Consider the following 12,314-nt stretch of genomic DNA (forward strand, 5'->3'; position numbering starts at 1 on the left):
GGATCGACGATGCAAGCCACTGAAGCCAATTTCGACGGGCTCGTCGGTCCGACGCACAACTATGCCGGCTTGTCGTTCGGCAACGTGGCGTCGCAGAACAACGACAAGTCCATTGCCAATCCGAAGGCCGCGGCGAAGCAGGGTTTGCGCAAGATGAAGCAGCTTGCGGATCTCGGCTTTCATCAAGGCGTGCTGCCGCCGCAAGAGCGTCCGTCGACGCGTCTGTTGCGCGAGCTCGGTTTTTCCGGCGATGACGCGAGCGTGATTGCGCGCGTGGCGAAAGATGCACCGGAACTGCTCGCGGCCGCCAGTTCCGCGTCGGCCATGTGGACCGCGAACGCCGCGACGGTGAGCCCGTCTGCGGACACGCACGACGGCCGCGTGCATTTCACGCCGGCCAATCTGTGCAGCAAGCTGCATCGCGCCATCGAACATGAATCGACGCGCCGCACGCTCGGCGCGATCTTCGCGGACGCGTCGCGTTTCGCAGTGCACGAAGCGCTGCCCGGCACGCCCGCGCTCGGCGACGAGGGTGCCGCGAATCACACGCGTTTTTGCGCGGAATATGGCACACGGGGCGTCGAATTCTTCGTCTATGGCCGCAGCGAGTATCGCCGCGGACCGGAGCCGAAGCGCTATCCGGCGCGTCAGACTTTCGAGGCGAGCCGCGCGGTTGCGCATCGTCATGGCCTCGCTGAAGCCGCCACGGTGTATGCGCAACAGAATCCCGACGTGATCGACGCCGGTGTGTTTCACAACGACGTGATCGCGGTCGGCAATCGCAATACGCTGTTCTGTCATGAGCGGGCCTTCGTCGAACAGAAGGCCGTGTACGACGAACTGCGCACCAAGCTGACGAGGCTGGATGTGAAGTTCGATGTGATCGAAGTGCCGGATGCGCAGGTCAGCGTCAGCGACGCCGTCACGTCGTATCTGTTCAACAGTCAACTGCTCACGCGCCCGGACGGCAAGCAGGTGTTGGTGGTGCCGCAGGAGTGCCGCGAAAATGCGCGCGTGGCTGCTTATCTGGATGAGCTGAGTTCGCATAGCGGTCCGATCGACGAGGTGCTGGTGTTCGATCTGCGCGAAAGCATGAAGAACGGCGGCGGTCCGGCGTGCCTGCGTCTGCGCGTGGTGCTGAGCGACGCGGAGCGCGCGGCGGTGAGTTCCGGCGTGTGGATCAACGACACGCTGTTCGGCCGTCTGGATGCGTGGATCGAGAAGCACTATCGCGATCGGCTCGCGCCTTCCGATCTTGCCGACCCGAGCCTGCTGGTCGAGTCGCGCACGGCGCTCGACGAACTGACGCAGATCCTCGGGCTGGGTTCGCTGTATGACTTCCAGCGTTGAGCGCGACATGAACAACAACGCGCTGCTGCAGGACTTTCTCGCTTATACGCTGGCCGGGACGCGTCCTTGCGCAGATGAAGCGGCAGGCGAGTGTGCGAACGGCGTGCGCTGGACGTGGCTCGATGACGGTGTGCTCCAGTTCGAACCGCTTGCGGCCACTTCTCCGAACTTGCGTAGCGTGCTGACGTCGGCGGGCGTGCATGGCGACGAAACGGCGCCGATCGAATTGTTGTCGCTGCTCGTGCGCGACATCGCAGAGGGTCGCGCGGCGCTGACGTGCCGCTTGCTGGTGATCCTGGGCAACGTCGACGCGATGCGCAACGCGTGCCGCTATCTCGACGACGACCTGAACCGCCTCTTCAGCGCTCGCCATACGCACGTACCGCACAGTCACGAGGCACCGCGCGCGGCGGCACTGGAACGCGCCGCGCTACAGTTTTTTGCCGGCGCGTCGAACGCACCGGACGCACGCTGGCATATCGACATGCATACGGCGATCCGCGCGTCGGTATTCGAGCAGTTCGCGCTGTTGCCGCATACCGGCGAACCGTTGTCGCGCACCATGTTCGAATGGCTGCGCGATGCGGCCATCTCAGCCGTGTTGCTGCATACGACGAAGGGCAACACCTATTCGCATTTCACCGCGCAGGCCTGCGGGGCGCAAGCCTGTACGCTTGAACTGGGCAAGGTGCGTCCATTCGGCCAGAACGACCTGACGCGTTTTGGCGGCGCTGACAAGGCGCTGCGTCATCTGCTGGCGGGTCAGCAGGGCGACCCTGCGGCGCCGTTGCCACGCGTATTCACCGTGATCGATCAGATCACCAAGCAAAGCGATGCGTTCGAATTGCTGGTGGCCGCCGATGTATCGAACTTCACGCCATTCGAAAAGGACACGCTGCTCGCACGTGATGGAGAGTATCGCTACACGGTGCGTCATGCGGAAGAGCGCATTGTGTTTCCGAATCCCACGGTGAAGCCGGGCCTGCGGGCGGGCTTGCTGGTGATCGAGACGACCCACGAGACGCTGGCGGCGCTTGCCTGATCCTTGTCGATTCGCGACACGAAGTTGCGGATTCGCAAAATCATATTTCGCACTGCGTTCGAAGGCCTTGGGCCACATCTGCCGAAGTTGCGGACTTCACACCCTGTACAATCCCGCGCTCGCGGCTGCTGCGCTGCACCACACCAGCCGCATGAGTTTGAACCGGAATTTTGGCGTCGCAATCATGCGGTGCAGGTTCAGCTCTGTTTGATTCAATCCCGTTTAGGAATACCCCGAATGAAAATGAATTGGCGAAACATGGCCGCGCTCGCGCTCTTCGCGTCGGCCGCGACTGCTGCAGGCAATGCATCCGCGAGCGACATCAAGGAAATCCGTTTCGGCGTCGAGGCATCGTATGCACCGTTCGAATCGAAGACGCCGGCGGGCGACTTGCAAGGTTTCGACATCGATATCGGCAATGCCGTCTGTGCGAAGCTAAAGGCGAAGTGCGTATGGGTCGAGAATTCGTTCGACGGCCTGATCCCGGCACTGGAAGCACGCAAGTTCAGTGCGATCAATTCGGACATGACGATCACCGAGCAACGTCGCGCTGCAATCGACTTCACTGATCCCATCTACACGATCCCGAATCAGATGATCGCGAAGAAGGGCAGCGGTCTGCTGCCGACACCGGCCTCGCTGAAGGGCAAGCACGTCGGTGTGCTGCAGGGCACGATTCAGGAGACGTACGCGAAGGCGCGCTGGGCGCCGGCCGGGGTCGACGTGGTGCCGTATCAGACGCAGGACCAGATCTATGCCGACCTGGCGTCGGGTCGACTGGATGCGGCGTTTCAGGACGCTGAAGCGGCCTCGAAGGGCTTTCTGAGCCGTCCGCAGGGCGCGGGCTTCGAGTTCGCGGGTCCGCCGGTCAGCGACGCAAAGCTGCTGGGCGGCGGCGTGGGCTTCGGTCTGCGCAAGGGCGACACGGCCCTGAAGGATGCCGTGAATCAGGCACTCAAGGAACTGAAGGCAGACGGCACGATTGACCGCTTCGCGGCGAAATACTTCGACGTGAAGGTCGTGTTGAAGTAAAGCGGCTGCGCGCACACAGACGCGCTATCCGGAATGCATGATGTACCCCACCGGCCGCGCTTGCGGCCGGTGGTGTTTCGGGCGGCGCATGCACGTCATCCGGTTTGGCGTGCACTGTCGAATATTTTCTGAAAATAACGGCTCGCCACGCCTGATCGAAGCGGCCTGCGCTAAAATCAGGCAGCGCTCGCACAGTGGCGCCGCGCGGCGTTCGCAGCCCTGCGCGCGCCGCATGCATGAACCACAGAACAGCAGGAAGCGCCAAGGCGCTCATCGGGGGATTTGGAATGACCAGCATCGAAGTCGTCGATCCTGTCGGGGCCGCGCCGGCGCCGGACGGCACGGACGACGCGCAACACAATCCCTGTTTCGCCCGGCGGCCGATCCTCGATCGGGACGGCATGTTGTGCGGCTTCGAGTTGAAGATTCATTTTGCCGCCAGCGTGGCGTCGAACGAAACCGAAGCTGCGGCCGCAGGCGAGGCGGTCGACCATGCCGCTACTCAGGACCCTGCCACCACTGGCGAGGCCGCCGCCGCAGACGTCACGTCATCGGAAGGTGCGGCACCGGTCACCCGAACGCACTCCATCGCCCACGCACTGGCGCGTTCCAGCATGCGTGGCGCATTGGCTGGACATGCCGGTTACCTGGGCGTGACCCGCGAAATGCTATTCGACGACGCGCTCGAACTTATCCCGGCCGAGCGCTTCGTGTTCGAAATTGCGCTGGACATCGAAGTCGACGGCGCGTTGATCGAACGCATCATCGCGCTGCATGCGCGGCGTTATCGCTTCGTGCTGGACAGCGTGGTGGTGCCCAACGACGCGTTCGCGAAGCTCCTGCCGTATGTCGAAGGCGTGAAGATCGACTTTCCGCGTATCTCGCGCGCCCTGTTGCCGAAGCTCGCAAGTGTGCTGAAGTCCGCGGGGAAATTGCTGATCGCGACGGACGTCGACACGCACGAGGATTTCGAAACCGCGCGCAATCTTGGCTTCGACAAATTCCAGGGCTATTACTTTGCGCGCGCCCACACGGCATCGTTGCGGCGCGTAAGCGCACCGCGTCACGCGTTGCTGAACCTGCTGCAGTTGCTGGCCGGCGACCCGACCGTGGCGCAACTCGAAGCCGAGCTGAAGCTCAATCCCGTGCTGGTGATGCATCTGATGAAGCTGGCGAATTCGAGCGGGCTCGCGGTTGGCCACAAGGTGACGACGCTGCGCGAAGCAATCAACGCAACCGGCACCAATCGTATTGCGCGCTGGACCCAGTTGCTGCTCTACGCCGACGGCCGCAAGGTCGCGCTGGAAGACGACCCGTTGCTGCAACTGGCGGCAACCCGCGCGCGCTTCATGGAACTGGCGGTGTTGCGTCTACCGGAAGCAGGACGTGACGAGGCCGACGCGGCATTCCTGACCGGCGTGTTTTCGTTCGTCGACGCGGTGTTCGGCGGGTCGATCGAAAGCACCCTCAACATCCTGACCTTGTCGAAGCCGATTCAGGCGGCGATCCTGCATCACGAGGGCGTGCTGGGTCTGCTGCTGTCGGCTGTGGACGCGCTCGAGGACGGCTCGTGGGCGGACATCGAAGCCGCCTGCGCGCGGCTTGCGCCGCTCACGGTCGGCGAAGTCGCGGAGCTTGGACTGGTGGCGGCCGCGTGGGCCGGGGTGGCGGATCGCAGCGCCGAGGCGAGTGGTTTGGAGCGGATCGAGGATTGACCTCGTCGATCCGGCGGGGCGCGCTACGCGTCCCGTCGGGTGCGCGGCGCTTCAGCCGGGCTTGACGTTGCTGCAGGCGCAGCCATCGAGCCCGAACTGTTTTACCCCTTCACAGCATCTCCATTTCCCGCATCGGCGCGTGGGAAAAAAAACGTCCTAACTCCCGCGCCAGTTCGTTCAATGCGGCCATCTCGCCTTGCGAGATCCGGCGGGGCTCCGCTGTCTGACACCAGTCGCCGTAGAGCAGGGCGACAGTCGACTGATTCTCGCCGAGCACCGGCAGCAGCACGAACGAACGCGTATCGAAGAAGCTGCGCCGGAACCATTCCGGCAGCCGTGCCACCATCTTCGGATCACGCGCGTTTTCAATGAAGATACCCACCGAGTTCGCGATGGCCAGATGAAACACGTCCGGCTCGAATGCGGTATTGAACGACAGGCTGGGCAATGCGTCGTCGATGTTCGGACCAAAACCCATGCGTGCCTTGAACGTGCCGCTGCTATGGCGCACGAACATCACCGTGCGCGTGAAGCCGAGACCCGCGTGCACGGTTTCGGAAGCGAGCGCGAGAGCCGGTCCGAGCGCGCTGCCGTCGGGCAGTTCGCGCAGGTCTTCAACGCCCGCAGCGATGCGCGCCTGCGGATCGAGCGCCTCGCGGGCAATCGCATCGGCGTTGGCGCGCAACTCCACGATCTCGCGCATCACGCCGTCGCCGTCTTCCTCGTGCGCGAGCGCCACGCTCATCTCCACCAGTACGTCCGGGTCGGTGTTCAGTGCGCGGCCGTAGCGGTGCGCCAGTTCTTCGATGCGTGCTTCGCGCTGCCAGTCGGGCATGTTCGGCGTGGTCAGCACGCTTGCCACGTCGGTCGAGTAGTTGGTAATGGCGCGCAGCCACTGCACCTGGCGGGGTTCGTCCGTGGCGTGCGGATCGAACTCGGCCATGCCGGAGCGGATCATGTCCGGCAGACGCCAACGCGTCGCCGCTTCAAGGCCGATCTCTTCGTAGGTGACGCCGAGCACCGCGCTGCACGCCTCGGTTTCGTCGACGTGGTTTTCGATCTGACGGCGAATCTGGTCCCACTCGGCGTCGAGATAGAACACCACCAGCAGCTTGCCGATCTGGCGCATCAGCGTGCAGACCACGGCCTCTTCGGCGGCGCGCAGGTCGCCGCGCTCGGTCAGCTTGCGGGCCACGCAGCCCGACAGCATGGTGCGGTTCAGTTCGAGCTTGGCGTCGATGCGGCGCGGCACGCTGTGATGAAAGTGATCGACGATCTTCAGTCCGACCACCAGGTGGCCGACCGCATCCATGCCGAGCACCATCAGGGCGCGCGACACGGTGGTGATATTGCCGCCGAAGGCCATGTACATCGCCGAGTTGGCGAGACGCAGCACCTTCTGGGTCAGTGCGAAATCCGACAGCACGACCTGCACGAGACCCGAGAAATCGAGGTCGTCATTGTTCATTGCAGCCATGGTCGTGCGCAGCGATTGCGACAGCATGGGGAAATCGCCGCGCTCGCTCATTCGCGACCAGAGCCTGTCGAGCACCGCCGCCTTTACCATGTGATTCCCGCTAAAGCCATACATGTTCCAATGAGAGGCAGGCCGGCACGAAGCCGGGGTCCGATGCTCGGGCGCCTGAATTGCCCGGGTTGCCGAGTATGCGTCATGCCGGTGCGTGCAAATGCAGCGTGCGCGCTTCGAAGCGTCGCGCCAGTTCATCGGATGGCAACGCCTTGCAGACGAGCCAGCCCTGAATATGGTCACATCCCATCTCGGTCAGCAGGGTGCGCTGTGCTTCTGTTTCCACGCCCTCTGCGACCAGCTCCAGGTCAAGCGTCTGCGCGAGTCCGACCACTGCGCTTACGATTGCCTGATCGTTGCGGGAGGTTAGCAGATTCTCGACGAAACTCCGGTCGATCTTGAGTTTGGCCAGCGGGAACCGTTGCAGATAGGCAAGGCTCGAGTAGCCGGTACCGAAGTCGTCGACCGCGAAGCGGATGCCCATCGCTGTCAGCTCTTCGAGCAGGCCCTTCGCATGCGCCGGGTCGTGCATCAGCAGGCTTTCGGTGATCTCGAAGACGAGCCGGCGCGGGTCGATGCCGGTGAGCTCGATCGCTTCGCGCACACTGTCCTTGAAGCGCGGGTCGCGGAACTGCTGCGGCGACACGTTGACCGCCACGTATTGCAGCTTGATGCCCATCGCGTCCCACTGGATCAGCTGCATGCACGCAACCTTCAGGACCCAGTTGCCGAGGTAGTTGATCAACCCGACCGATTCGGCGAGCGGAATGAACATCGACGGCGGCACGAGGCCATGCAGCGGATGCAGCCAGCGGATCAGCGCTTCGACGCCGACCACGCCGTGCGTCTGGCTGCTCGTGATGGGCTGGAAGTGCAGGGAGAACTCGCCGTTGCGCACACCGTCGTAGAGGTCGGCCTCGAGCTTCAGGCGTTCGGCGTCGGCGGGGTCGTCGTCCGGCACGTAGAAGGCGAGCGTGTTGCCGCCGGCCGCCTTCGCCTGCGAGAGAGCGTGGTCGGCCCAGCGCAGCAGATGGTTGTCGCGCGCGGCGGTGTCGTTGGCGTGGCGCACATCCGGATACAGCGCAATGCCGATGCTGGCCGACAGATGCACCTGCTGCCCATTGAACACATACGGCTGCTGGATGGCGGTCAACAGACGCCGGGCCAGCGCTTCGGCGGCCGCCGCGGCATAGGTGCGGCTCGCGCAGGCGGGCACGAGGATGGCGAATTCGTCGCTCGCCACCCGCGCAATCTTTTCTTCCTGGGTCGCCGTGTTCACGAGGCGCCGTGCGGTCTCGCGCAGCATGTCGTCGCCCGCGTCGTAGCCGAGCGCGCGGTTGACCCGCTGGTAATCGTCGATGTCGAGCAGCAAAAGGGCGGCGGGCGTGCCGTGCGCGTCGGCTTGCTGCTGGGCGTCGAGCAGGGCCGGCACGAGGGCCGACTGATTGGCGAGGCCGGTCAGGCGGTCGTGGTGCAGCGCATGCGTGAGGCGTTCTTCGGTGGCGCACCAGGCGGACACGTCGAAGCCCGCAATCGCAAAGCCTTCGACGCCGTCGTGGCTGCTGCGCACGACGCGCAGCTCGACCATGATCGGATAGGTCAGCGACTTGATCAGGCTGAGGGTCGCTTTTTCGACGGCCCCGGTGGCCGAGGCGCGCGCCAGCAACGCGTCGAGCCGTTCGGCGTCGGCAGGCGCGACGAGCTCGTGCAAGGTAATGGTCTGTAAGTATTCGCGGTGATAGCCGATGAAGCGCAGGCTTGCGTCCGACACATACAGGAAGTGCTGCTCCCGGTCGATGTGGGCAAGCAGGTCGACCGCCCCCGCAGCCTGTTCGAGGTGCGTGCCGTTGGTGCTCGCCTGTGGGGTGCTGTCCGCGCGCCGGCCCAACGCACGGACCCGGTCGATGACCGTGCGCAAGGAGCCCCGGCGGGGCGCAGTGATCCTGTTCGCTTCCATGTTTCTCGCTGGCAAGCCGTTTCGTCTGCAGGCGGAACCCTCGTGCCCGCCGGTCCGGCGCGGGTTGGTCAGGAGGTATGAAGCCGCCCATCAGAACGAGATAACGACCGGCGCGCCGAAATCTTTAGCGCCCGCTGTAAAAAACTGACCGTAATGGAGTAGCCGTCCACTGGCTTGACCCGGCTTGGGGGGATTCGGTTAAAGTGGCGCCGCTTGTTGACCGTTATTGCTAGCGTAGCAAGCCCGTGACGCGCGCGTGGCCGACCGTCCCGCCGCGCAGCCTTTCCGAAATCCTGCAACGATGATCCATGTCTGAACCGTTCACTGCCAAGGCCAAGCACGGGGCCGCCCAGGTGCTCGCCCCAGTCACCCGGCGTGTCCCGGGTGCCGATGAGGCAGCCTTTGTCTATCTGGGCCGCCAGCCTATCCTCGATCGCAACGGCGCCCTCAATGCCTACGAACTGCTGTTCCGCTCCGGCGCACACAACTATGCGCAAGTGAGCGACGACGCCCAGGCGACGGCTCAGGTGGTGGCGCGTACGATTGGCGGGATCGGCGTGTCGGCGGTGCTGGGGCACTATCGTGGCTACGTGAACATCGGGCCGGATCTGCTGTACGACGACATCGTGCATCTGATGTCGCCTGATCGCTTCGTGCTCGAGATTCTCGAAACGGTCACTTTCGATGCCCGCGTGCTCAGGCGCCTTGGCGAACTGCGCCGCGCGGGCTTCCAGGTGGCGCTCGACGATGTCAGCGAGCTGTCGGAGGCGCTGCTCAGCGTGCTGCCGCATACCGACATCGTCAAGATCGACTTTCTGCTGACGCCCCGGCCGGAGTTGCCGGCGCTGGCGGCGACGGTGCTCGAGGCGGGCAAGACGCTGATCGCCGAGAAGGTTGAGACTCGCGAGGACTTTGCGCTGGCACGCGAGCTCGGGTTTCATCTGTTCCAGGGGTATTTCTTTGCCCGGCCGCAGGTGCTGGCCGCGCCGCGCAACCGTTCGTCGCGACCGGCGCTGCTGCGCCTTCTGGCGCTGCTCGCGCGGGACGCGGGCATCTTCGAACTCGAAGCCGAATTGAAGCGCAACCCGAACGTCGTCGTGCAGCTGCTGCGGCTCGTCAATTCGAGCGCGTTTGGGTTGGGCCGCAATATCGCCTCGCTGCGCGAGGCGATCATTGCGACCGGCACGCGGCAGATCGCGCGCTGGGCGCAATTGCTGCTGTATGCGGACGGCGGCGATTTGCCGTGGCGTTCCGACCCGCTGGTGCAGCTGGCCGGCACGCGTTCGCGCTTCATGGAACTGGCGGCGCGCTGGATGCGTCCGTCGGACGAGGAGTTTGCCGACGCGGCGTTCATGACAGGGATCTTTTCGCTGGTGCACGTCGTGCTGGGCACGACGCCGGCGGCGACGCTCGACAGGCTGGGCCTGGCACCGCTGATCCGTGACGCGATCGTCGAACATGGCGGGGCGCTGGGTACGCTGCTACGCATTGCGCAAGCCGCGGACGGCGGCGCGGAAGAGGGCGGCGACGCGGCCTCGATCGCCGCGGCGGCTGCCGATGGCGCTGCAGGCTTTGCAGCCTTGACGCCGTCGGTGCTGGCGGAGCTGAATCTGTCGGCGGCGGCGTGGTTCGGCGCGCACGCGGGCATGGAGTAGCGGGTTCGCCCGAAGCTCGCGAGACTTCGCTGCGGGCTTTGCAAAGACGTGGTCCAATAGCGGGCGTGGCTGCTTGCGCGCGCGAACGTCGCGCAGGCGTTCTTCCTTCGCTGCGCGAACGCGACATGGGTTGCGTGGCAGCGGATCCATTCAAGGGGCTTCAAATGAAACGAAAGTTCATGCCGGTTGTGCTGGCTGCCGCGTTGTCGGCGGGATGTGCGCTGTATGCGCTGACGGCGTCCGCGACATTGAAGCCGGGCGAGGCCGCACCGGACTTTACGACGCAGGCGTCGCTCGGCGGCAAGACGTATACGTACTCGCTGGCTGACGAGTTGAAGAAGGGGCCGGTGGTGTTGTATTTCTATCCGGCGGCTTTCACGAAGGGCTGCACGATCGAGGCGCATGAGTTCGCGGATGCGGTCGACGAGTACAAGAAATATGGGGCGACGGTGATTGGTGTGTCGCATGACGACATCGACACCTTGACGAAATTTTCGGTCAGCGAGTGCCGCAACAAGTTCCCGGTGGCGGCGGATCCGGATGCCAAGGTGATTGGCGCATATGATGCGGGCATGCCGATGCACAATTCGATGGCGAACCGCGTGTCGTATGTGATTGCGCCCGATGGCAAGGTCATTTACGAGTACACGAGCCTGTCGCCGGACAAGCACGTCGAGAACACGTTGAAGGCGGTGAAGGATTGGGCCGCTACGCATAAGCAGTAAGCAGCCCGGGGCGGCTGAGGCACGCGCGTGTTGTTGGCGCGTCTTGTCTGTTTTGCCTGCGGCGGATCTTGGGCTGGATGTCTTGCCATGGGTTCGTTGTATGGCTTCGTTGGCTGAGCCGGCTTGTGATGCGAGGTGATTGCTGATGCCTATCGTGATTGCTTTTGCGGTCCTGGCGGCGCTGATCTATGGCGCAGTCTGGTCATTTCACGCGTTGTCTTCCCATTTTGGTTTGGGCGTCGCGATTGGGGCTGCTGTCGTTGTTGCGGCCTTGATTGTGGCGGCGGTGATTTATTGGCTGCGCCGCCGCAAGGAAGTTGCACCGAATATCCATGACGGGGACTGGACGCACGAGCTAAAGGCCGAATGGGGGATGGTTCGGCTTGCCGCCGGGAAACGGTTATGTACCCTGCAGGTGGCCGGAGAGCGTGGGGATTATATTTTTGCTGATTTGCAAGGGGTTGATGTCGCCCGGGGCGACGGGTGGCAGCTTTCCCTTAAGGTTCGGGATTCTAAACATCCTGTTTGGGTTTTGCCTATGGGGAGTGAGCGGCAGGCTCGGCAATGGGGTAGGGTTTTGGGTTTGGCTGTAGAGCAGAAGCTTTGATTTTTTTTTGCCTGCGCGGCGCTTTGGTGGTTTGCCTAGGGCGTTGGCCTCTCCTTGCGTTCTTAGCGGTCTATTAGCTTCGCCCCTGTGCGGGGCGGCACCTACTTTCTTTGCCGCCGCAAAGAAAGTAGGCAAAGAAAGCGGGCTTCCGACCGCCAGCCCATAAGTGTCCATCTCTGGCGTGAACCGGAAACGGCCCAACACAAGACCTGCCCTCGCACAGTTGCCTTCGTGACACAGCACTCATCCGCTCCAGCGTCCGCTACGCGTCCGCCGTAAGGCATAACTCCTTCTGCAAGCTGCAAGCCCGGCCTCGCTACGCAACCCCGCCCACCGCGCACCGCCAACTGGCGAAAGAATGTTCGGCGTGTATTAGTTTGGAATCCGAAGTCTCGAATTGCGAGCGTGCGGAGACCCCGTGGTTTCCTATGGTGACCGATCCGCGACGCACGCAGTGCGGAGTGGGATGAATGAGTGCCTTGTCACAGAGACAAGCCGCGCGAGGGACGGTCTCGTCGCGGACCAATGTCGCGTGTGTGGCGAGGGTGACAGCTACTGGCTGGCGGTTGGAAGCCCGCTTTCTTTGCCTACTTTCTTTGCGGCGGCGTAACTATTCAGCAGTTGTAAACTGGAACCAGGCGATGCATAGTGAAGGACATGACGAAGATGCCCGATTTCAAGGACCTGACGCACGAACAGAAGG

Annotated in this window: 9 protein-coding genes; 7 read left to right on the plus strand and 2 right to left on the minus strand. The window is 63.6% G+C overall.

All coding sequences use genetic code 11. The features are described from left to right. The first annotated feature begins 9 nt into the window (after window positions 1-9). From astB to VGH41_RS02165, 4 genes are all read left to right on the plus strand, one after another. Window positions 10-1,350, plus strand: coding sequence for an N-succinylarginine dihydrolase (gene astB, locus VGH41_RS02150; protein ID WP_331595696.1), 1,341 nt, complete (start codon window positions 10-12; stop codon window positions 1,348-1,350). Then, entirely contained in the window at window positions 1,334-2,392 is a 1,059-nt protein-coding gene (gene astE / locus VGH41_RS02155) for a succinylglutamate desuccinylase (RefSeq protein ID WP_331595697.1), read from the plus strand. The genes astB and astE overlap by 17 nt, the downstream gene beginning before the upstream one ends. A 237-nt stretch (window positions 2,393-2,629) precedes the next feature. Then, window positions 2,630-3,424, plus strand: coding sequence for an ABC transporter substrate-binding protein (locus tag VGH41_RS02160; protein ID WP_331595698.1), 795 nt, complete (start codon window positions 2,630-2,632; stop codon window positions 3,422-3,424). Between the two features lie 287 nt (window positions 3,425-3,711). Continuing rightward, window positions 3,712-5,139, plus strand: coding sequence for an EAL and HDOD domain-containing protein (locus VGH41_RS02165; RefSeq protein ID WP_331595699.1), 1,428 nt, complete (start codon window positions 3,712-3,714; stop codon window positions 5,137-5,139). Window positions 5,140-5,248: 109 nt separating this feature from the next. Here VGH41_RS02165 and VGH41_RS02170 read toward each other — a convergent pair whose 3' ends face one another. Beyond that, a complete protein-coding gene (locus VGH41_RS02170) occupies window positions 5,249-6,706 on the minus strand; it encodes an HDOD domain-containing protein (protein ID WP_331595700.1) in 1,458 nt (485 codons plus the stop codon). A gap of 103 nt (window positions 6,707-6,809) precedes the next feature. Then, complete coding sequence (locus tag VGH41_RS02175; RefSeq protein WP_414696580.1) at window positions 6,810-8,624, minus strand: putative bifunctional diguanylate cyclase/phosphodiesterase; 1,815 nt, start codon at window positions 8,622-8,624, stop codon at window positions 6,810-6,812. A gap of 308 nt (window positions 8,625-8,932) precedes the next feature. Between VGH41_RS02175 and VGH41_RS02180 the strand changes: the two genes are divergently transcribed. The 3 genes from VGH41_RS02180 to VGH41_RS02190 all read left to right on the plus strand — a co-directional run bounded on the left by VGH41_RS02180 (window position 8,933) and on the right by VGH41_RS02190 (window position 11,611). Next, entirely contained in the window at window positions 8,933-10,279 is a 1,347-nt protein-coding gene (locus tag VGH41_RS02180) for an EAL and HDOD domain-containing protein (RefSeq protein ID WP_331595701.1), read from the plus strand. A gap of 164 nt (window positions 10,280-10,443) precedes the next feature. Beyond that, complete coding sequence (locus VGH41_RS02185) at window positions 10,444-11,004, plus strand: peroxiredoxin (protein ID WP_331595702.1); 561 nt, start codon at window positions 10,444-10,446, stop codon at window positions 11,002-11,004. Between the two features lie 145 nt (window positions 11,005-11,149). After that, window positions 11,150-11,611, plus strand: a complete 462-nt coding sequence (locus tag VGH41_RS02190; protein ID WP_331595703.1) for a hypothetical protein — start codon at window positions 11,150-11,152, stop codon at window positions 11,609-11,611. Window positions 11,612-12,314: the final 703 nt, after the last annotated feature.

The sequence above is a fragment of the Paraburkholderia sp. genome, assembly GCF_036488795.1.
In the GTDB taxonomy this organism is placed as follows: Bacteria; Pseudomonadota; Gammaproteobacteria; order Burkholderiales; family Burkholderiaceae; genus Paraburkholderia.

Coding starts and splice junctions, on each gene's coding strand:
- VGH41_RS02165 (WP_331595699.1), top strand. CDS start 3,712: ATGACCAGCATCGAAGTCGTCGATCCTGTCGGGGCCGCGCCGGCGCCG.
- astB (WP_331595696.1), top strand. CDS start 10: ATGCAAGCCACTGAAGCCAATTTCGACGGGCTCGTCGGTCCGACGCAC.
- astE (WP_331595697.1), top strand. CDS start 1,334: ATGACTTCCAGCGTTGAGCGCGACATGAACAACAACGCGCTGCTGCAG.
- VGH41_RS02190 (WP_331595703.1), top strand. CDS start 11,150: ATGCCTATCGTGATTGCTTTTGCGGTCCTGGCGGCGCTGATCTATGGC.
- VGH41_RS02175 (WP_414696580.1), bottom strand. CDS start 8,624: ATGGAAGCGAACAGGATCACTGCGCCCCGCCGGGGCTCCTTGCGCACG.
- VGH41_RS02160 (WP_331595698.1), top strand. CDS start 2,630: ATGAAAATGAATTGGCGAAACATGGCCGCGCTCGCGCTCTTCGCGTCG.
- VGH41_RS02170 (WP_331595700.1), bottom strand. CDS start 6,706: ATGGTAAAGGCGGCGGTGCTCGACAGGCTCTGGTCGCGAATGAGCGAG.
- VGH41_RS02185 (WP_331595702.1), top strand. CDS start 10,444: ATGAAACGAAAGTTCATGCCGGTTGTGCTGGCTGCCGCGTTGTCGGCG.
- VGH41_RS02180 (WP_331595701.1), top strand. CDS start 8,933: ATGTCTGAACCGTTCACTGCCAAGGCCAAGCACGGGGCCGCCCAGGTG.